General features: G+C 67.0%; 19 protein-coding genes, 2 pseudogenes and 1 riboswitch. Of the genes and pseudogenes, 16 read left to right on the top strand and 5 right to left on the bottom strand.

What is annotated here, in order from left to right:
* Positions 1–6: 6 nt before the first annotated feature.
* The 9 genes from JF66_RS25250 to JF66_RS06240 all read left to right on the top strand — a co-directional run bounded on the left by JF66_RS25250 (position 7) and on the right by JF66_RS06240 (position 8,789).
* Complete coding sequence (locus JF66_RS25250) at positions 7–1,758, top strand: proton-conducting transporter membrane subunit (RefSeq protein WP_369797961.1); 1,752 nt, start codon at positions 7–9, stop codon at positions 1,756–1,758.
* The gene (gene mbhE / locus JF66_RS25245; protein ID WP_369797960.1) at positions 1,755–3,008 is read left to right on the top strand and encodes a hydrogen gas-evolving membrane-bound hydrogenase subunit E; all 1,254 of its coding nucleotides are present in this window, start codon (positions 1,755–1,757) and stop codon (positions 3,006–3,008) included. The genes JF66_RS25250 and mbhE overlap by 4 nt, the downstream gene beginning before the upstream one ends.
* The gene (locus JF66_RS23505) at positions 3,005–3,508 is read left to right on the top strand and encodes a sodium:proton antiporter (RefSeq protein ID WP_051973192.1); all 504 of its coding nucleotides are present in this window, start codon (positions 3,005–3,007) and stop codon (positions 3,506–3,508) included. Before mbhE ends, JF66_RS23505 begins: the two co-directional genes overlap by 4 nt.
* On the top strand, positions 3,505–5,064 hold the full coding sequence (locus tag JF66_RS06265) for a Na+/H+ antiporter subunit D (RefSeq protein WP_035876318.1): 1,560 nt from the start codon (positions 3,505–3,507) through the stop codon (positions 5,062–5,064). Before JF66_RS23505 ends, JF66_RS06265 begins: the two co-directional genes overlap by 4 nt.
* Positions 5,061–5,672: a Na+/H+ antiporter subunit E gene (locus JF66_RS06260; RefSeq protein WP_035876317.1), complete on the top strand. Its 612-nt coding sequence runs from the start codon at positions 5,061–5,063 to the stop codon at positions 5,670–5,672. The genes JF66_RS06265 and JF66_RS06260 overlap by 4 nt, the downstream gene beginning before the upstream one ends.
* On the top strand, positions 5,669–5,938 hold the full coding sequence (locus tag JF66_RS06255) for a monovalent cation/H+ antiporter complex subunit F (RefSeq protein WP_369797959.1): 270 nt from the start codon (positions 5,669–5,671) through the stop codon (positions 5,936–5,938). The genes JF66_RS06260 and JF66_RS06255 overlap by 4 nt, the downstream gene beginning before the upstream one ends.
* Positions 5,935–6,318: a monovalent cation/H(+) antiporter subunit G gene (mnhG, locus tag JF66_RS06250; RefSeq protein WP_051973191.1), complete on the top strand. Its 384-nt coding sequence runs from the start codon at positions 5,935–5,937 to the stop codon at positions 6,316–6,318. The genes JF66_RS06255 and mnhG overlap by 4 nt, the downstream gene beginning before the upstream one ends.
* A gap of 44 nt (positions 6,319–6,362) precedes the next feature.
* Positions 6,363–6,451, top strand: a riboswitch (ZMP/ZTP riboswitch).
* A gap of 21 nt (positions 6,452–6,472) precedes the next feature.
* Positions 6,473–7,771: a serine hydroxymethyltransferase gene (glyA, locus tag JF66_RS06245; protein ID WP_051973190.1), complete on the top strand. Its 1,299-nt coding sequence runs from the start codon at positions 6,473–6,475 to the stop codon at positions 7,769–7,771.
* A 133-nt stretch (positions 7,772–7,904) separates the two neighbouring features.
* Positions 7,905–8,789, top strand: coding sequence for a bifunctional methylenetetrahydrofolate dehydrogenase/methenyltetrahydrofolate cyclohydrolase (locus tag JF66_RS06240; protein ID WP_035876315.1), 885 nt, complete (start codon positions 7,905–7,907; stop codon positions 8,787–8,789).
* A 40-nt stretch (positions 8,790–8,829) separates the two neighbouring features.
* On the opposite strand, the gene JF66_RS06235 is transcribed toward JF66_RS06240, so the two are convergent.
* Positions 8,830–9,366 (bottom strand): gamma carbonic anhydrase family protein, encoded by a 537-nt coding sequence (locus JF66_RS06235; protein WP_035876314.1) that lies wholly within the window; start codon positions 9,364–9,366, stop codon positions 8,830–8,832.
* 228 nt (positions 9,367–9,594) lie between these two features.
* Between JF66_RS06235 and JF66_RS06230 the strand changes: the two genes are divergently transcribed.
* Positions 9,595–10,494 carry an ABC transporter substrate-binding protein gene (locus tag JF66_RS06230; protein WP_035876313.1) on the top strand — a complete coding sequence of 300 codons (900 nt, stop codon included), beginning with the start codon at positions 9,595–9,597 and terminating at the stop codon, positions 10,492–10,494.
* A 30-nt stretch (positions 10,495–10,524) separates the two neighbouring features.
* Here the strand turns inward: JF66_RS06230 and galK are convergent, their stop codons facing one another.
* Positions 10,525–11,715, bottom strand: coding sequence for a galactokinase (galK, locus tag JF66_RS06225; protein WP_051973189.1), 1,191 nt, complete (start codon positions 11,713–11,715; stop codon positions 10,525–10,527).
* The gene (gene galT, locus JF66_RS06220) at positions 11,712–12,956 is read right to left on the bottom strand and encodes a galactose-1-phosphate uridylyltransferase (protein ID WP_081882186.1); all 1,245 of its coding nucleotides are present in this window, start codon (positions 12,954–12,956) and stop codon (positions 11,712–11,714) included. The genes galK and galT overlap by 4 nt, the downstream gene beginning before the upstream one ends.
* Positions 12,957–13,040: 84 nt before the next feature.
* Between galT and JF66_RS25240 the strand changes: the two are divergent.
* From JF66_RS25240 to JF66_RS06205, 4 genes and pseudogenes are all read left to right on the top strand, one after another.
* Positions 13,041–13,879 (top strand): annotated as a pseudogene (locus JF66_RS25240) (DeoR/GlpR family DNA-binding transcription regulator).
* Between the two features lie 4 nt (positions 13,880–13,883).
* Positions 13,884–14,387, top strand: a pseudogene (locus tag JF66_RS24200) (hypothetical protein); the annotation flags it as partial.
* An 83-nt stretch (positions 14,388–14,470) separates the two neighbouring features.
* Positions 14,471–14,830 carry a hypothetical protein gene (locus tag JF66_RS24195; protein ID WP_231556318.1) on the top strand — a complete coding sequence of 120 codons (360 nt, stop codon included), beginning with the start codon at positions 14,471–14,473 and terminating at the stop codon, positions 14,828–14,830.
* 7 nt (positions 14,831–14,837) lie between these two features.
* Positions 14,838–16,121, top strand: coding sequence for a DUF445 domain-containing protein (locus tag JF66_RS06205; RefSeq protein ID WP_035876312.1), 1,284 nt, complete (start codon positions 14,838–14,840; stop codon positions 16,119–16,121).
* 18 nt (positions 16,122–16,139) lie between these two features.
* On the opposite strand, the gene JF66_RS06200 is transcribed toward JF66_RS06205, so the two are convergent.
* Together JF66_RS06200 and JF66_RS06195 are read right to left on the bottom strand one after the other, a co-directional pair.
* The gene (locus JF66_RS06200) at positions 16,140–16,526 is read right to left on the bottom strand and encodes a hypothetical protein (RefSeq protein ID WP_035876311.1); all 387 of its coding nucleotides are present in this window, start codon (positions 16,524–16,526) and stop codon (positions 16,140–16,142) included.
* A 120-nt stretch (positions 16,527–16,646) separates the two neighbouring features.
* Positions 16,647–18,293, bottom strand: coding sequence for an AMP-binding protein (locus JF66_RS06195; RefSeq protein WP_035876310.1), 1,647 nt, complete (start codon positions 18,291–18,293; stop codon positions 16,647–16,649).
* A gap of 246 nt (positions 18,294–18,539) precedes the next feature.
* Between JF66_RS06195 and JF66_RS24975 the strand changes: the two genes are divergently transcribed.
* Both JF66_RS24975 and JF66_RS06190 read left to right on the top strand, forming a co-directional pair.
* Entirely contained in the window at positions 18,540–18,665 is a 126-nt protein-coding gene (locus JF66_RS24975; protein WP_255351508.1) for a hypothetical protein, read from the top strand.
* On the top strand, positions 18,662–19,274 hold a 613-nt coding region (locus JF66_RS06190; RefSeq protein ID WP_035876309.1), incomplete at its 3' end, for a DUF222 domain-containing protein. The genes JF66_RS24975 and JF66_RS06190, both read left to right, overlap by 4 nt.

Raw genomic sequence — 19,274 nt, 5'->3', positions numbered from 1 at the left:
GGCCGCATGACCACCGTCCTGCTCGCCTTCCTCGCGCTGTCGCTCCTCACCCCGCTGCTCACCCGGTGGTGGGGGCCCCGCGTCTTCTATGTCATCGCCCTGCTTCCGGCCGGTGCCTTCGCCTACACGCTGACGCAGACCGCCGTCGTGACCGCCGGCGGGGCCGTCACCCAGAACGTGCCGTGGATCCCCACGCTCGGCATCAGCTTCTCGTTCCGGGTCGACTCCCTCGCGTGGCTGCTCGCGCTCGTGGTCACCGGCATCGGCGCGCTCGTGCTCATCTACTGCGCGCGGTATTTCTCTCCGGACGAGCCGGGCCTCGGCCGATTCGCCGCGCTGCTCCTTGCCTTCGCCGGCACCATGTACGGTCTGGTGACCGCCGACGACGTGATCGTGATGTTCATGTTCTGGGAGATCACCAGCGTGCTCTCCTACCTGCTGATCGGTCACTACACGAGCAAGCGGGAGAGCCGCGGAGCCGCCCTGCAGGCGCTGCTCGTGACGACGTTCGGCGGCCTGATCATGCTCGTCGGTGTGATCATGATCTCCGTCGGTGCCGGCACGACCTCGCTCGCCGTGATCGTGGCCCAACCCGTGACGGGCACACTCGGAACCTGGGCCATCCTGCTCATTCTGGTGGGCGCGCTGTCGAAGTCCGCGCTCGTCCCCTTCCATTTCTGGCTCCCGGCCGCCATGGCGGCCCCCACCCCGGTCAGCGCCTACCTGCACGCCGCGGCCATGGTCAAGGCGGGCATCTACATCGTGGCCCGCCTCGCGCCCGGCTACGCGGAAAGCGACGGCTGGTTGCCCGTGCTCGTGACGCTCGGCGTGTGGACAATGCTGGTCGGCGCGTGGCGGTCCCTCCGCCAGTACGACCTCAAGCTGCTGCTCGCTTACGGCACGGTCAGCCAACTCGGCTTCCTCATGATCGCCGTGGGTTTCAATACCCGCGATACCGCCCTGGCCGGCGTCGCGCTGCTGCTCGCCCACGCCCTGTACAAGGCCACCCTGTTCCTCGTCGTGGGCGTGATCGACCATCGCGCCGGAACCCGGGACTGGAGAGGCCTCTCCGGTGTCGGTCGCAGCAGCCCTGCTCTCGCGGCAATCGCGCTGATCGCCGTCGCCTCCATGGCCGGCATCCCGCCGCTGTTCGGCTTCGTCGCCAAGGAAGCGGTGTTCACCTCACTGATCGACGCGGGCGTGAGCGGCAACGCCTGGGGCTGGATCGCGCTGGTTGGCACGGCCGTCGGCTCCGTGCTCACCGTCGCCTACAGCATCCGTTTCTTCTGGGGAGCCTTCGGCACGCGCCCGAAGCTCGCGCGCACGGCCCTGCACCCGAGCCCGTGGGACAGCCTGCTGGCTCCCGCCGTGCTCACCGTCGCGACGGTCGGCCTCGGGCTGTTCGCCTCCGCGGTAGATCCGTTCCTCACCCCCTACGCGAACACCGTCCCCGGTGCCGGCAGCGCGAGCGACCCGTACCATCTGGCCCTGTGGCACGGGTTTGAGCCCGCACTGTTTCTCAGCGCGATCGTGATCGCCCTCGGTGCGCTGCTCTTCCGGTGGCGCAAACGCGTGGCGCGGCTGCAGGCACAGGTTCCGCCGTGGATCGACGCCGGCCTCGGCTACGGTCTCACCGTGCGCGCCGTCGACCGCCTCGCCGCGAGAGTGACGCACGTCGGCCAGCGTGGCGGCCTGCCTCAGTACCTCGGCACCATCCTCACGGTGTTCGTGCTCGCCCTCGCTTCGCCGCGGCAGTGAACCGCAGCTGGCCCGACGCGCTCGTGCTCTGGGATTACCCCGGCCAGGTGTTCATCGCGCTCATCATGGGAATTTCGGCCGTGATGGCCGCGCGGGTGGGGCAGCGGATGACCGCGGTGCTGTTGGCCGGCGTCACCGGCTTCGGCCTCGTGGCACTGTTCGCCCTGCACGGCGCACCGGACCTCGCCCTCACCCAGGCGCTCGTCGAGACGATCACCCTTGTGGTGTTCGTGCTTGTTCTGCGGCGCCTTCCCACGCAGATTGCGCAACACAACCGATCGACGAACCGCAAGCGACGGGCGACCATCGGCATCCTCGTGGGCGCGGTGATGGGCACCATCGGCGTGATCGCCCTGGGCGCCCGCCAGGATCCGAGTATCGCCACGGAGCTTCCGCGCCTGGCCGTCGAGGAGGGCCATGGCAACAACATCGTGAACGTGATGCTCGTCGACATCCGGGCCTGGGACACGATGGGCGAGATCGCGGTGCTCATCGTGGTGGCGACCGGGGTCGCGAGCCTGCTCTTCGTCTCGGGCCGCAACGCCGAGGTGCCGCGGCTCAAGGACTCACGCACACGGCGGCTCGGCCGAAACCGCCGACGCGTGGTCGCGGAGCCGGAACTCTCGAGCGAGGGGCACGCCGTCACACGCCAGGCCTTCCTGCTGGCCGGGCGCAAGATCCCCGCGCAGCACCGGTCGATCCTGATCGAGGTGCTCGTGCGCCTGCTCTTCCACCCCGCGATCATCGTCTCCATCTACCTGCTGTTCGCCGGCCATAACGAGCCCGGCGGCGGGTTCGCCGGTGGACTCATCGCGGGCCTCGCCCTGGTGGCGCGTTATCTCGCCGGTGGACGCTATGAGCTCGGTGAGGCCGCACCGATCGACCCGGGCAAGATTCTGGGACTCGGAATCGTGCTGGCCGTGGGCATGAGCATCGTGTCGCTGTTCTTCGGCGGACTCCCGCTCGAATCCGCGTACGTCACGGCCGAGGTGCCCGTGCTCGGCTCGCTCTCTTTCGGTACCTCGACCATCTTCGACATCGGCGTGTATCTCGTCGTGATCGGCCTCGTCTATGACATTCTGCGCAGCCTCGGCAGCGAGATCGACCGGCAGAGCGAGGCCGATGAAATCGGGCCGCAGCCGCTCGTGATGGAACCGGCCGAGGCATCCGTTTCGGGCTCGCCCCTCGTTGAGAACACCGTTCAGGCAGCGGATGCCGCGGCGCCGACCCACGACGGAGGGACCCGATGAACGCCTCCCTGACCCTTGTCGTGCTGATGGCCGTGATGTACGCCTCCGGGGTGTACGTCATGCTCGAGCGCAGCCTGACCCGGGTGCTGATCGGTTTCCTGCTCGTGGGCAACGCGACCAACCTGCTGATCTTCATCATGAGCGGACGACCGGGAAGCTCGCCGATCGTCACGGGCACGAGCCTCGATGACTCGATGGCGGACCCGGTTCCCCAGGTGCTCATGCTCACGGCGATCGTGATCAACTTCGGCATCACCGCGCTGCTTCTCGCGCTGATCTACCGCTCCTGGTGGCTCGCGCGACTCGGCGACGAGGGCGACGACGTGGGCGATGAGCACGCGGAGGAGACCGCCGACGAGACGGAGGCGGCTCTGCGGTCCTCGACCGACGACGACGACGCCGTGCAGGACTCGCTCGAGGAACTCGGGCGAGGCACCGACGATTCCGGTGCGCCGGTTCCCGCCGATTCGTCGGCCCCGACCGGGGAGGACGCCCGATGAACGTGCTCGTACCGCTGATGGTGGCGATCCCGCTGATCGCCGCGGCGACGGCCCTCATTCTCGGCAAACGTCGGCAACCACAGATTGTGGTGAGTGTGCTGGCCCTCGCGGCGGTGACGGTGATCAGCGCGATCCTGCTCGTGCTCGTGGACCAGGACGAGCCCGCCGTCGTCTACGTGGGCGGGTGGGAGCCGCCGTGGGGGATCGTACTGGTGGTCGACCGGCTGTCGGCGCTCATGGTGCTCGTCTCGGCCCTCATGCTCCTCGGCGTGCTGCTCTTCGCCGTGGGGCAGGGACTGCTCGACGGTCACGCGGAAACCCCCGTGTCGATCTTCCACCCCACGTATCTGGTGCTGTCGGCAGGGTTGTTCAACGCCTTCATCGCCGGCGACCTGTTCAACATGTACGTCGGGTTCGAGATGCTGTTGTCGGCGAGTTATGTGTTGCTCACGCTCGGAGGAACGGGGGCGCGGATCCGGGTGGGCATCACCTACATCGTGGTGAGCCTCGTGTCGTCGCTGCTGTTCCTCAGCGCGATCGCGCTCATCTACGGGGCGACCGGCACGGTCACTCTCGCGCTCATCGCCGAGCGGCTTCCCAACCTGCCCGGCGACGTGCAACTCATCCTCGGGCTGCTTCTGCTGCTCGCTTTCAGCGTCAAGGCAGCGGTGTTCCCGCTGTCGTTCTGGCTGCCCGACTCGTATCCCACGGCGCCGGCGCCCGTGACGGCGGTGTTTGCCGGTCTGCTGACGAAGGTGGGCGTCTACGCCATCCTGCGCACCCAGACGCTGTTCTATCCCGATCACGACTTCTCGGTCCCCTTGATGGTCGTTGCGGGGCTCACCATGGTGGTGGGGATCCTCGGAGCACTGGCCCAGGCCGATATCAAACGCTTGCTGTCGTTCACGCTCGTGAGCCACATCGGCTACATGCTCTTCGGGATCGCCATCGGTACGCCGCTGGCGATCGCCGCCACGATCTTCTACGTTGTGCACCACATCACCGTGCAGACCACCCTGTTCCTCTGCGTCGGACTGATCGAGCGCGTCGGCGGCACCACCTCGCTTTCCCGGCTGGGTGGACTGCTCAAGGCGGCGCCGGTGGTGGCCGTGCTGTTCTTCCTCGGGGCCCTCAATCTGGGTGGTATCCCGCCGTTCTCGGGCTTCCTCGGCAAGGTGGCGCTCTTCCAGGCCGGCATCTCCGACCCCGATCCACTCATCTGGGTCCTGATCGCGGCCGGCGCCGCCACATCGTTGCTCACGCTGTATGCCCTCGCCCGCACGTGGAACATGGCCTTCTGGCGGCCCCGCAAGGACGTGCGCGATTACAACTCGGCCACGCTCGCGGCGCTGCAGGAGGACCCGGAAGACGAGGGTACGGTGCTGACCAAGACCGTGTCACCGCTGATGGTGGGAACGACGACCGCCATGCTGCTGCTGACGGTGAGCCTCACCGTTTTCGCGGGCCCCATCTTCGCCTTCACAGAGCGCGCTGCCGCGAATATCGTGGAACCGTCCACGTATATTGACGCCGTCTTCCCGAATGGAACACCATGAGCACCGGCAAAGAGCGTCTGGTGAGCGTCGCCAACCAGGTGCCTCCTGCCCTCGCCCTCGTGCTGCTGTGGATGCTGCTCTGGGGTGAATTCACCTGGCTCAACTTCGTGACCGGTCTCGGTATGGCCGTCCTCGTCTCCGTCGCGTTCTACCTGCCGCCCGTGCAGCTGAGTAACCGCGTCAACCCGTGGTTCGTGCTGGTGTTCTTCGTGCGGCTGCTCATCGACATCGCGCGGGCCTCGATTGATGTGGCCGGCCTCGCCTTCTCACCCCGACTCGTGACGAGCAACGCGATCCTGGCCGTACACCTGCGCACCCGGAGCGACCTCATCCTCACCTGGACCGCCGTGGCCACCTCGATCGTGCCGGGCTCGATCGTGGTCGATATCGACCGGGAGCACTCCACGCTCTATCTGCACGTTCTCAACATGCGCACTGGCGGCGGCCTCGAGCGCTTCCGGCGCGAGGTGCTCGACACGGAGCGCCGCATCATTCGGGCCGTCGGTTCGAGGCAGGACCTCGAACGGTTGCGTGGGGTCGTGCCGGTGAATGCCGCGGCCCCATCCCCGACGAGACCAGACGTGACCGACACGGAGGAACAGGCATGATGATGCAGGTAGTGGCGCTGATCGCCGGCGTGCTGTTCGGCCTGAGTGGGCTCTTCGCGGTGTACCGCATCGTGCGCGGGCCGTCTGTACTCGACCGGGTGATCGCCTCGGACGTGTTGGTGGCGACCGTGATCTGCGCTCTGGGCGCGGAGATGGCCATCAACCGGCACACGGACAATCTGCCGGTGCTGCTCGTGCTCGCGCTGTTCGCCGTGCTCGGGTCGCTCTCGGTGGCCCGGTTTCTGCCGGCGAGGGACAGCGCATGAGCGAGGTGCTGCACGATTCCCTCACGGCCGTTCTCGTGCTCCTCGGTGCCGTGATGTGCTTCGCCGCCGGGGTGGGCCTCATCCGTTTTCCCGACGTGTTCAGCCGGATCCACGCCGCCACCAAGCCACAGATCTTCGGGCTGATGGCGATCGTCACGGATGTCGCGGTGAACAACTTCTCGGTGGGGACCGTGACCCTGATCGTGGCGATCGTGGTCTTCCAGGCGCTCACCGCGCCGATGGCGGCCCACCTCGTGGCGCGGGCCGCCTACGGCACCCAGCATCACCGTCCCGACCTGCTGATTGTCGACGAGCTGTCCGACCGCGGGCGGCCTGGCAGCCCGCGCAGCTCTGGCAGCCAAATCGCCTCTCGCGACTGACTCGGACCGTATTTTCCCCACCCACGCGGGTGGGGCTGGTATGCTCTGGATGTCGCAACTGGCGTAGCACGAAGATGGGTCACCATCGGGGAGCGACTGACACGGTTAGTGGCCGCACGCCTGGGCCGCACATCCATTGATTAAGGAGAACTCCGTGCCTGATTCCGTATCCTCTACCGTGCTGAAGTCCACCTTCAACGAGCCCCTTGAGGTCGTTGACCCCGAGATCGCCGCCGTACTCGAGCAGGAGCTCGGACGCCAGCGTGACTACCTTGAGATGATCGCGAGCGAGAACTTCGTTCCCCGATCCATCCTGCAGTCCCAGGGTTCCGTGCTCACCAACAAGTACGCCGAGGGCTACCCCGGCCGCCGCTACTACGGCGGCTGCGAGTACGTCGACGTGGCGGAGCAGCTCGCCATCGACCGGGCAAAGAGCCTCTTCGGTGCCGCGTACGCCAACGTTCAGCCCCACTCCGGAGCCACCGCGAACGCCGCCGTTCTTTCCGCCATCGCCACCCCCGGCGACACCATCCTCGGCCTCGAGCTCTCGCACGGCGGTCACCTCACCCATGGCATGAAGCTCAACTTCTCGGGCAAGCTCTACAACCCGGTCGCCTACGGCGTCGACCCCGAGACGTTCCGCATCGATATGGATTCCGTGCGTGACGCCGCCGTCGAGCACCGCCCCAAGGTGATCATCGCCGGCTGGTCGGCATACCCCCGTCACCTTGACTTCGAGGCCTTCCGTGCGATTGCCGACGAGGTCGGCGCCCTGCTCTGGGTTGACATGGCGCACTTTGCGGGACTCGTCGCTGCGGGCGTGCACCCCTCGCCGGTTCCGTACGCCGACGTGGTCTCCACGACCGTGCACAAGACCCTGGCCGGACCGCGCTCGGGCCTGATCCTCTCGCGCGACATGGCCCTGGCCAAGAAGCTCAATTCCAACGTGTTCCCCGGCCAGCAGGGCGGGCCGCTCATGCACGTGATTGCCGCGAAGGCCACCGCGTTCAAGCTCGCTGCCACCGAGGAATTCAAGGAACGTCAGGAGCGCACCCTGCGCGGTGCGAGCATCCTCGCCGCCCGACTCACGGCCGACGACTCGAAGGCGCACGGCATCGACGTTCTGACCGGAGGAACCGACGTGCACCTCGTGCTCGCCGACCTGCGTAACTCCGAGATCAACGGCCAGCAGGCTGAGGATGCTCTCCACGAGGTGGGCATCACCGTGAACCGCAACTCGGTTCCGTTCGACCCGCGTCCGCCCATGGTCACGAGCGGGCTGCGCATCGGCACGCCGGCGCTCGCCACCCGTGGCTTCGGCGACGTGGAATTCACCGAGGTCGCCGACATCATCGCGGAGGCGCTCAAGCCCGGCGCGGACATCCAGGCCCTCCGCGGCCGGGTCGGCACGCTGACGCAGGCCTTCCCGCTCTACTCGGGTCTGCAGCAGTAACAGTCGCGCTCGCGAGCTCGACGGAGATCGTGTCTCGACCGGCCGGGGGTATCCGCCCAGTGCCGTTGCGGGTCATGATCTCTGTCGACGTCCCCCGGAAATTTGTGCATGTGAACCATAGATCGGACACACGATGACTGCCATCACCCTCGACGGGGTCGCGACCGCGTCGGCCATCAAGGCCGAACTGGTCGACCGCGTCGCCATCCTGCGCTCGAACGGCGTGGTTCCCGGACTCGCGACCCTGCTGGTGGGCAGCGACCCGGGCTCACAGACCTATGTGGCCGGCAAACACCGCGACTGCGCCGAGGTCGGCATCGAGTCGATTCGTATCGATCTGCCCGGATCGGCCACGTCAGCGGATGTTCGCGCGGCCATCAAGGATCTCAACTCGAACCGCGACGTGACGGGCTACATCATTCAGCTGCCGCTGCCGGTGGGCCACAACGAGAACGCCATGCTCGAGCTCATCGACCCGTCGAAGGACGCCGACGGGCTGCACCCGACCAACCTCGGGCGGCTCGTCCTGGGCATCGAAGGGGAGCTGCGGTCACCGCTGCCGTGCACCCCCGCCGGAATCGTCGAGCTGCTGCGTCGCTACGACGTGCCGATTGTGGGCCAGCGGGTCGTCGTCGTGGGCCGTGGACTCACCGTCGGACGCCCGCTCGGGCTGCTCTTCACCCGCAAGGGCCTGGATGCGACGGTGACGCTGACGCACTCCCGCACGGTCGATCTCGCCGGGGAGGTTCGCCGTGCCGATATCGTGGTGGCCGCCGTTGGCGTGCCCCACCTGATCCAGGCCGACTGGATCAAGCCCGGTGCCGCGGTTCTCGACGTGGGAATCACCCGCGTGCACGATGAGGTCACCGGCAAGGGACGACTGACGGGAGACGTGCACCCCGACGTCGCATCCGTGGCCGGGCACCTGTCGCCCAACCCGCGCGGCGTGGGCCCGATGACCCGTGCCATGCTGCTCAGCAATGTGGTGAAGGCCGCCGAACAGTCCCTGCGGCTGTAGCGCGCCACAGGCCTGGCCGATGCCCGGGCGCCGGCCCGCGTCAGGCGAGGGCGGCGCGGTGCAGCTCGGTGTGCTCGAGGTAGTTCTCGGCGTTGTGCAGCAGGCTGGCGATCTCCTCGTCGCTCAGCGAACGTCGCACCTTGGCCGGCACGCCCGCCACGAGTGATCCGGGCGGGATGATCGCGCCCTCGAGTACGACGGCGCCGCCGGCGATGAGCGACCCGGCGCCGATGACGGCACCGTTCATCACGGTTGCCGACATGCCCACGAGGCTGCCGTCCTCGATCGTGCAGCCGTGGAGTACGGCGCCATGGCCCACCGACACGTTACGGCCGACCGTGAGCGGGAATCCGCTGTCGACGTGGCAGGACACGTTGTCCTGAAGATTTGAGCCGGCGCCAATCGTGATCGGTTCCTGCTCAGCGCGCAGCACGGAGCTGTACCAGACGCTCGCATGCTCGGCGAGGGTCACATTGCCCACGAGCACGGCGCCGGGCGCCACAAAGGCGGTCTCGGCAACCCGGGGGGCGGGAACGTTGGGCAGGGTGATGATTCGTGCGGCAGGATCGGCAGTCATAGCGGCCAGCCTACCGGTGGCGTCGAGAATGCCCCAGGACGAAGCTCGCGCGCAGTTCGGGCGGTGTCCGGCCACGCGCTCACGGTGTTTCCCCGCACCTGCCGCGAGCTGCTGCGCATCACCGGAGGCGGCGCCAGCGCGGTCAGCGCGCTGGCGCCGGGTGTGTGATCCTAAGAACAGCCGGGTTCTGACCCGCACAACCGAACAGCAACCGTAAGAGGACTCTTCATGCGCGCCCGACATGCCCTTCCCGCTCTCGCAGCGGTCGCCGCTCTGCTTCTCACCGGGTGCGTCGACAATTCGCCCGCCTCCACCGGTGACGCCGAGAACGGTTCGGCCGTCAACGCCCCGGAAGTGGATGCCGCGGCGGTGGCTCTCCTGCCGGCTTCCGTTGCCGACTCCGGCACCCTCGTGCTCGGCACCAGCCCGAACTACCCGCCGAACGAATTCAAGAACGAGGCCGGCGACCCGATCGGCTGGACCATCGAACTCGGCAACGCCATGGCAGCCAAGCTCGGACTCACCGCGGAATTCACGGTGGCCCGCTTTGAAACCATCATTCCGGGCATTGACGGCGGCACGATCGACGTGGGCGCCTCCTCGTTCACCGATAACGTGGAACGCGAAAAGCAGATGGACTTCGTGAACTACTACGAGGCCGGCATCCAGTGGGCGTCGCTGACCGGCAACGACATCGATCCGAACAACGCCTGCGGTCTGAAGATCGCCGTGCAATCCACCACGTGCCAGGACACCGTGGAGATCCCGGCCAAGAGCGCGGCCTGCGTGGCCGCCGGTAAGCCGGCCATCCAGAAACTCCCGCTCGACACCCAGGACACCGCGGCCACCTCCGTGCTGCTCGGCCAGGCGGACGCATTCAGTGCCGACTCGCCGGTGACGCTCTATGCGATCGAGAAGCTCGCGGGCAAGCTGCAGACCGCGGGTGAGAGCTCAGAGGTGGCGCCGTATGGATTCGCTGTCGCCAAGGACTCCGGCATGGCCGCGGCGATTCAAGCGGCACTGCAGTCGATGGTCGACGACGGAAGCTACGCCGAGATTCTGGCGGGGTGGGGTGTGCAGGCCGGCGGCATCGACACCATCACGATCAACGCGGCGGCCAACGGCTAGCGTCGCTCGCCCGACCCGGGCAAGAGAGGTCTACCCGGCCGTGGGCAGCGCATTCGCGTGGGCGGGGTGGCGCAGGGCGCCATCGCCCGCGCGCACCACGAACATGTCCGGCGCGGCATATTCGGCCACGCGGAAGGCTTCGGCCACGGCTGCACGTACCGCGGGGAGCAGCGTGCGCGGCGTGAGCGCGATGGCCGCACCGCCGAAACCTCCGCCGGTCATGCGTGCCCCGATGGCGCCAGCACGGCGCGCCGTCTCCACGGCGAGGTCGAGCTGCGGAACCGAGATTTCGAAGTCGTCGCGCATCGACACGTGCGAGGCGTCGAGCAGGGGACCGATCGCGGTCGGACCCTGTTCGCGCAGGGTGCGCACGGTGTCGAGCACGCGCTGGTTCTCGGTGACGATGTGACGCACTCGCCGGAAGGTCTCGTCGTCGAGCAGTTCCGCGGCCCCGGCGAGGTCGGCTTCGAAGACATCGCGCAGAGAGTCGACACCGAGGGCGGCGGCGCCCGCCTCGCAGGAGGCCCGCCGATCGGCATAGCCTCCGGTGGCGTGAGAGTGGCTGACCCGGGTGTCGACGATGAGCAGGTCGAGGTCGGCGGCGTCGAAGCCCAAGGGGATCACCTCGGCGGCGAGGGTGCGGCAGTCGAGGAAGACCGCGGCATCCGCCTGGCCCAGCAGGGACGCTGATTGGTCCATGATGCCGGTGGGCGCGCCCACCGCCCGGTTCTCGGCGAGCTGGCCGACCCTGGCGAGGGTGGGTCGGTCGAGACCCAGGTTCCAGACGTCGTTGAGCGCGAGCGCGACGGCGCTTTCGATGGCAGCGGATGACGAGAGGCCCGCGCCGATCGGCACCTCGGAGTCGATGTACAGTTCGAAGCCGCTTGCAGCAGAGAGGTCAGCTCCGTAACTGCCGAGGGCCCAGGCGACGCCGAGCGGGTACGCGGACCAGCCGTGCAGGTTCTCGGGAATCAGCTCGTCGAGGGAAAGCTCGATGGCTGCCTCGGCGAAGGAGCTGGCCACCCGGATGAGTCTGTCGGTGCGCGGCGCGAGCGCCACGATGGTGCGGCGGTCGATTGCGAACGGGAAGACGAAGCCGTCGTTGTAGTCGGTGTGTTCGCCGATGAGGTTTACCCGGCCGGGCGCCGACCAGAGGCCGAGCGGATCACGATTGAACCGGCTGGTGAAGCCCTCGCGGGTCGAGCGTTCAAGATCGGTCATGCGTGTGCCTCCGTGCTGGTGTCTGTGTCTGTGTCTGTGTCTGTGTCTGCGGCAGTGTCGTGTGCCGCTGCCCGCTCGACGGCCGCGCGGATGGTCGCGGCGGCCTGTTCCGGCGCCACGTCGCCGATCCACGCGCCCATCGCGGCCTCGGAGCCGGCCAAAAACTTGAGCTTGTCTTCCGCCCGTCGCGGGCTCGTCACCTGCAGCATCAGACGGATGTCCGATCGGTGCGTGTTGACCGGAGCCTGATGCCAGGCGGCAATGTACGGCGTGGGCGTCGCGTAGATGGCGTCGATCCCGCGCAGCAACCGGCGATAGAGCACGGAGAGTTCATCGCGCTCGGCGAGCGTGGTCGCGGCGAAGTCGGGCAGCTGGCGGTTGGGAAGCATGTGCACCTCGATCGGCCAGCGGGCCGCGAACGGAACGAACGCCGTCCAGTGTTCGCCGCGCAGGATGACCCGTTCCGACGCCTGCTCGCTTGCGAGGATGTCGGCGAAGAGGGTGGGGCCGTAGGTCTCGAGCGATTCGATCACGCGCTGGGTGCGCGGCGTGACGTAGGGGTAACTGTAGATCTGTCCGTGCGGATGGTGCAGGGTCACCCCGATGGCCTCGCCACGGTTCTCGAACGGAAACACCTGCTCGATGCCCGGCATCTGCGAAAGCACGTGCGTGCGCTCGGCCCAGGCCTCGATCACCGTTCGGGCACGCGTCACCGACAGGCTCGCGAAGGACCCCTCATGCTCGGGGCTGAAGCAGACCACTTCGCAGCGTCCCACGGACGTGCGGCTGCGACCCAGCCCGATGGCGGCCAGATCATCGAGGCCGGCCGGAGCGTCCGCATCCGTCAGTAGCGGGCCGAATGAGGGTGACTTGTTTTCGAAGACGGCCACGTCGTAGTTGCTCGGGATCTCCGAAGGATTGTCCGGAGTGGCCGGTGCGAGCGGGTCGAGGTGAGCCGGCGGCAGGAAGACCCGATTCTGGCGGTTGGCGGCGATGGAGATCCACTCTCCCGTGAGCGGGTCCTGGCGCATGCGGGCCGTGAAGGGGCGTGCCTCGGCGTCGCGGGTGTCCAGCGCTCGCTCGGGAGGCAGGGTCGTGTCCGGATCGTCGAAGTACACGAGGTCGCGGCCGTCGGCGAGGGAATGCCGATGCCGAACGATGCGGTCGTCGGCGACGAAGGGCGCTCTGGCGGCGCTGGTGGGGGCGGTGTCAGCGGCTGCGGCGAAATCTGAATGTGTCATGGCGATTCCACAATAATCTATTTGCGTAAGCGAAACTAGAGCTTTCGCATTGAAAAGTAATTCCAAGTGGGAGAAGATGGGCTCATGTCTGAACCGATCATCGAACGAGAGCCCGCGCACCTGCGACGCGAGCAGATTCTCAGCCTGCTGGCGGAGCGGGGATTCGTACGGGTCAGCGAGCTGCGCACCGCCTTCAACGTGTCCGGGGTGACCGCGCGAGCCGACCTGGATTCCCTTGTGCTGCTCGGGCTCGCCCGTCGGGTGCACGGCGGTGCGGTGCCCGCGCACCCGGCCGGAGCGGGTGCCGTGGGACGGCCGGAACGCGAGTTCTCTTTTGAGGAGGCGCTCGCGGCATCCGTCGTGCCCAAGCAGCAGATCGGCGAGCTCGCGGCGTCCCTCGTGCGCAGCGGGCAGAGCGTGATCCTCGATGTGGGAACGACCACCCTGGCCATTGCTCGCGCGCTGCGCAACCGCACGGAGCTGCGGGATGTCGTGGTGATCACGAACGGCCTGAGCATCGCCCTCGAACTCGAGTCCACCATTCCCCGGTTCACCGTGATCGTCACGGGTGGCTCGTTGCGCCCGCTGCAGCACTCCCTGGTGGAGCCCCTCGCGGCAATCGTGCTCAGCCAGGTGCACGCCGACCTCGCTTCATCGGATGCAACGGGGTTGACGTGGAGCGGGGAGTCACCAACATCAACCTTCCCGAGGCCGGCGTCAAGACGCTCATGCTCGCGGCGGCCGCCCGAACCGTCGTTGTGGCCGACGGATCGAAGCTCGGGCAGGTGCACCTCGGGCTCATCGGGATGCTCGGCGACTTCGACACGCTGGTCACGGATATCGGTGCCGATCCGGCAGCGCTCGCCGCGTTGCGCGACACCGGGCTCACGGTGCTTCAACCCGCGAATGCCGCAATAAACTAGGCGCATGCGACCAGCCACGGGAACCCAGTTTGAGCTCACGGCCGACACGCCGAGTGGACGGGCCACGGCCGTCATCACCGAGGTGGCGGCGGGAATCCGATCGTATGCCTTGGGCGGCATAGACCTGACGGAACCCTTTCCGGTCGAGGCCCAGCCCCCGATGGCTGCCGGAATCGTGCTCGTGCCCTGGCCAAACCGCATTCGCGACGGCGTGTGGCAGCAGAACGGCGTGCGACGCCAGCTCGCGCTCACCGAGCCGGCTCGTTCCAACGCCATTCACGGGCTGCTCCGTTTCGCGCCGTACACCCTGATCTCCCGTACCGCCGGGTCGGTGACCCTCGGTGCCTCCGTCTTCCCGCAGGCCGGCTACCCGTTTCAGCTCGACACGGAGGTGACGTACGAGCTCGTCGATGACGGGCTCGCGGTCACCCATACGCTGCGCAACGTGGGCGAAACTGATGCCCCGGTGGCCGTGGGCGCCCACCCATACCTCCGCATCGGCGGCGTGCCCACCGGCGACCTGGTCCTGCGGGTGGCCGCCGACACCCACATCGACGTGGACGACCGCTTGAACCGGTGGGGGAGTCCCCGGTGCAGGGCACCGCATTCGACCTCCGCACGGGCGTGCGTATCGGTGACATCGACCTCGACGACGGATTCGCCGCCGTCCAGGTCGTCGGAGACCGCGGAGAACACAGCCTCACGGCACCCGACGGGCGCTCACTCACCCTCTGGGGCGACGAGAACATGCGCTACGTGCAGGTCTTCACCCCGCGCAACTTCCCCACCCGCACGGGAGACGGACCCGCGGTCACCGGCCAGGCCGTGGCGATCGAACCCATGACAGCTCCGGCAGACGCCTTCAACTCCGGGGCCGGCCTGCGCTGGCTCGCACCGGACGAGACCTGGGTCGTGCGCTGGGGCATCCGTCACTCCGGTTTCACCGCCTGAGGCGTCGATGACCAGCGCGCTGACCACGCCGGCAACCCTGTCGCCCCAGGACGCCGCACGCAGTGTGGCGCTCACCCGCATGAAGCGGCTCGCGGCAGCCCTGCTCGTACTTATGGCCGTAATTTTCACTGTCTCGTTCGCCCTCCAAGACCGCTATCCGTGGCTGGGCTATGTGCGTGCCGCCGCCGAGGGCGGCATGGTCGGTGCGATCGCCGACTGGTTCGCCGTGACCGCGTTGTTTCGATATCCGCTCGGGCTGCGCATCCCGCACACCAACATCATCGCGACCCGTAAAAACGAGATCGGCGCGAGCCTGGGCGAGTTCGTCGAAGCGAATTTCCTGGCTGAGTCGGTTGTGCGCGGCAAGTTGGAGTCCGTGGGGATCTCTCGCCGCGTGGGCGGCTGGCTCTCCGTCTCGAGCAACGCGGACCGCCTGACCGGGGAGGTCGCGAATGCCGGCGGCAGCGTGCTGGAGCTGCTCAACGACGATGCGATCAAGAGTCTGATCGAATCCGTGGCCCGGGAGCACCTCGTGCGGCCCGAGTGGGGTCCCAGTCTCGGTCGGGTGGGGGAGCGCCTCGTATCGTCCGGCCAGCAGCACGCGGGCGTCGATCTGCTGCTTGACCGGGCGGATGCCTGGCTGCGCGCGCACCCGGAGGCGTTCGGGCGGGCCGTCTCGGTGCGGCTGCCGAGCTGGCTTCCCGGGTTCGTCGACAAACTCGTGGACGATCGCGCCTACCGGGAGGTAATCGCCTTCGTCGAAGGCGTTCGCGCCCAGCCGCATCATCCGGTGCGGGAGGCCATCGACCGCTATCTGGCCGAGCTGATGGCCGACCTGCAGCACGACCCGACCATGATCTCTCGGGTCGAAAACCTCAAGCTCGGTCTTCTCGACAGCCCGCGGCTGCGGGAATTCGCGGGAGAGACCTGGGAATCAGTGAAGGCTTCCCTGACTGCCGCCCTGGACGACCCGCACAGCGCCGTGCGCGCCGGTATTCGGGATGCGCTCGTCGACGTGGGTTCGCGGCTGGCGCGCGACGGTGCTCTCGGCAGCAGGATCGACCGCTGGCTGGTGGACTCCGTCACGGGCCTTGTGCAGAACTACGGGCACGAGATCGCCGGCGTGATCACCGAAACCGTCGAGCGATGGGATTCGGCCGAGACCAGCGCGAAGATCGAACTGCAGGTCGGCCGCGACCTGCAGTTCATCCGCATCAACGGCACCATTGTGGGATCGCTCGCCGGCCTCACCATTTTCGCTGCCGCGAACGCGGTGGCCGCCCTGTTCTAGGTCGACGCCGGCCGCAACCTAGGCGGCTCGGCGCACAACCGTCTGCTCAGGCACGCGGGTATCCCGATCCAATCGGGCACTTCCGGGGATGCTGGCGGCGCGTCCGATCCGGGAGTGGCTGCCGAGGCGGGCTCCATTTCCGATGCGGGAGTCAGCGCCCACGTGCACGTTCTGGCCGATGAAGACCTTGGTGCCGACGATCGCGCCGTGGTCGATCCAGCTTCCCGGGCCGATCCAGGTGTCGGCGCCCACCTCGGCACCGCTCTCGACGTAGGCCGTACCGGACACAAACGCTCCCGGATGCACTCGTGCCCCTGCCGAGACAAATCCCTGGCCGTTGGCGTGCCGACGATACTTCGCGACGACGCCCGACGCGAACTCTACTTCTTCATTAACTCGTGCCATTGCAACCTCCGATTGACCACACTTACGTGAAACTGAAACACCCGGTCGGGAATTCCACGGGAAGCTGTGAGTGTGGACTGATTCGCTGCAGGCGGAACACCGGGTCGGCCGAACCCGCGTTCAGCGGCCCTGCAACATCCGCTCGATCGCCTCTTCGCGCATCGCCACCTTGCGGATCTTGCCCGACACGGTCATCGGGAAGCTGTCACGCACGTCGGCGTAGCGGGGCACCTTGAAGTGCGCCAGCTGACCTCGGCAGAACTCTGCGAGGTCTTCGGCGGAGATCATGTCCGCGCCCGACTCGAGGATGATGCAGGCCATCAGCTCCTCGCCGTATTTGTCGTCGGGCACGCCGATCACCTGCACATCGCGAATCGATGGGTGCCGATACAGAAACTCCTCGATCTCGCGCGGGTAGATGTTCTCGCCCCCGCGAATGACCATGTCTTTGATGCGCCCCTCCACCGTGATGTAGCCGCCGGCGTCCATGCTTGCGAGGTCTCCGGTGTGGATCCAGCCCTCTTCGTCGATGGCTTCCCTGGTCTTGTCCGGTTCGTTCCAGTAGCCCGAGATCACGCTGTAGCCGCGAGTGCACAGCTCACCGATCTCGCCGCGTTCCACGGTGCTGCCGGTTACGGGGTCGACGATCTTGTTCTCAAGGTGGGGCATCGTGCGCCCGACGGTTGAGGTGCGGAGGGCGACGGTGTCGTCGCTCCGGGTCATCGTGGACACGGGCGAGGTTTCCGTCATGCCATAGCAAATGGCCACGTCGACCATGTTCATCTCGTCGATTACCCGCTCCATCACGGCCACCGGACAGGTGGACCCGGCCATCACACCCGTGCGCAGCGTGGACAGATCGAAATCGGCGAAGTCGGGCAGGGCGAGTTCGGCCATGAACATGGTCGGCACCCCGTAGAGCGAGGTTCCCCCATGGTCCTGCACGGCCTGCAGGGCAGCGGATGCCGTGAAACCGCGACCCGGAATGATGGCGGCCGCCCCATGGGAGTAGATGTTGAGGTTGCCGATGACCATGCCGAAGCAGTGGTAAAACGGTACCGGCAGCACGACCCTGTCGAGTTCGGTGTAACTGAGCAGCTCACCGATGAAGAAGCCGTTGTTGAGGATGTTGCGGTGGGTGAGTGTGGCTCCCTTGGGGAAGCCCGTGGTTCCGGATGTGTACTGCAGGTTGATGGGATCGTGGGCGGTCAGCTCGTCCATGCGGTCGCGCAGGTCGAGCGGTGACACATCTCGCCCGGCGTCGAGCACCTGGAGGTAGTCGAATTCGCCCGCCTGCACCGGGTTGGCGTCGGTGCCGATGAAGACGAGTTGTTGCAGCTCGGTGCAGGCTTCCCTCGCCTCGCGGGCCATGGCGGTGTAGTCGCTGTTCTTGTCTGACGGAGCGGAGATGAGCATCCGCATGCCGCACTGCCTCACCACGTATTCCAGTTCGACCGTGCGGAACGCCGGGTTGACGTTCACCAGGATGGCACCGACCTTGGCCGTCGCGTATTGCACGATGGTCCATTCGGCGCAGTTGGGTGACCAGATGCCGACCCGGTCGCCGCGTTCGATGCCGAGTGCCAGCAGACCGAGGGCGAGCGCATCCACCGAGGCGTTGAGCTCGCCGTAGGTCCACTGCCTCCCCGTGGCGACCTCGATGAGCGCATCTCGCTCGGAAAATCTGGCAACGGTGAGTTCGAAATGATCACCGATGGTGCTTTCCAGCAGGGGCTGGTTCGACTCTGAGTCCGTGTACGAGAGCATGCGTGATCTCCTTTGATCGCTACCCGTGCACCGTACCAAGTTTGACGCGGTTTCAGTTAATCAATATTCACTCAGTTTAGATGGACGTGTCCCGTGGCGGGCCGGGGCAGCCTGCGCACAGACGCGGTTCTGGGGTGCGCGACGCTTCTCCTCCACAGGTAAATTCTTTGCGAGTTGTGCACAGAAATGCCCGGTCAGGGCTATTTAGGTCGCTCCAGTGTCGGTGGTGGCTGGGAAAATTATGCCATGACCACTTCAACGGACCTCCTCATCGAGAGCACGGCGGCACTCGCCGACACGTACTCTCGAGCCTGGGTGGCGGGACGTGTTCGGAGGGCGGGCCGAGTGCCGGGTTGGAGCTTCAGCGGATGACCGACGCGGGTTTGTTGGCGGTGGCGGATGCCGTGTTTGCGAGTGGGCGACGGTTGGATGCGTTGAAGGCGCAGGTGGCCGGTCAGCTGCAGGACCGGTTCGAGCACGATTCGGGGCCGCACAGCATCTCGGCCCGAACCGGCAACAGGAATGCCGCGGCAGCCCTGACGGATATCGGACATATCTCCATGGCGGAGGCCGGGCGACTCTGTCGAGTCGGGGCAGCGACCAAGCCACGGAGGAGCCTGATCGGCGAGGCGCTACCGCCGGAATACTCCGAGGTGGCCGAGGCCCTCGCTGCCGGGGCCTTGACGGTGGATTCGGCGCTGTACATCACGGCGAACCTGACGCAGGCGGCACCGCGCGCGACCACCGACGACATGATCGCAGCGGAAAAGGAACTGGTGGAGTTCGCGGCGACCAATCCGGTGGACTCGGTGCGAAAACTGTCGGTGCGCTACCGCGACGCGCTTGATGTCGACGGAGTCGAACCGCGCGAGGAGGTGCTCGTCTCGCGGCGGGCTCTGACCCGGCTGGTGCAGCCCAACGGCATGAAACGCTACATTCTCGACGCCGACCCGGTGTTGGCCGCGTTCCTCGACACCGCGA

The organism is Cryobacterium sp. MLB-32 (genome assembly GCF_000738085.1).
Classification (GTDB): Bacteria; Actinomycetota; Actinomycetes; order Actinomycetales; family Microbacteriaceae; genus Cryobacterium.
Note: the sequence above shows the minus strand (reverse complement) of the source record. Positions and strands in the feature narration are given on the sequence as shown.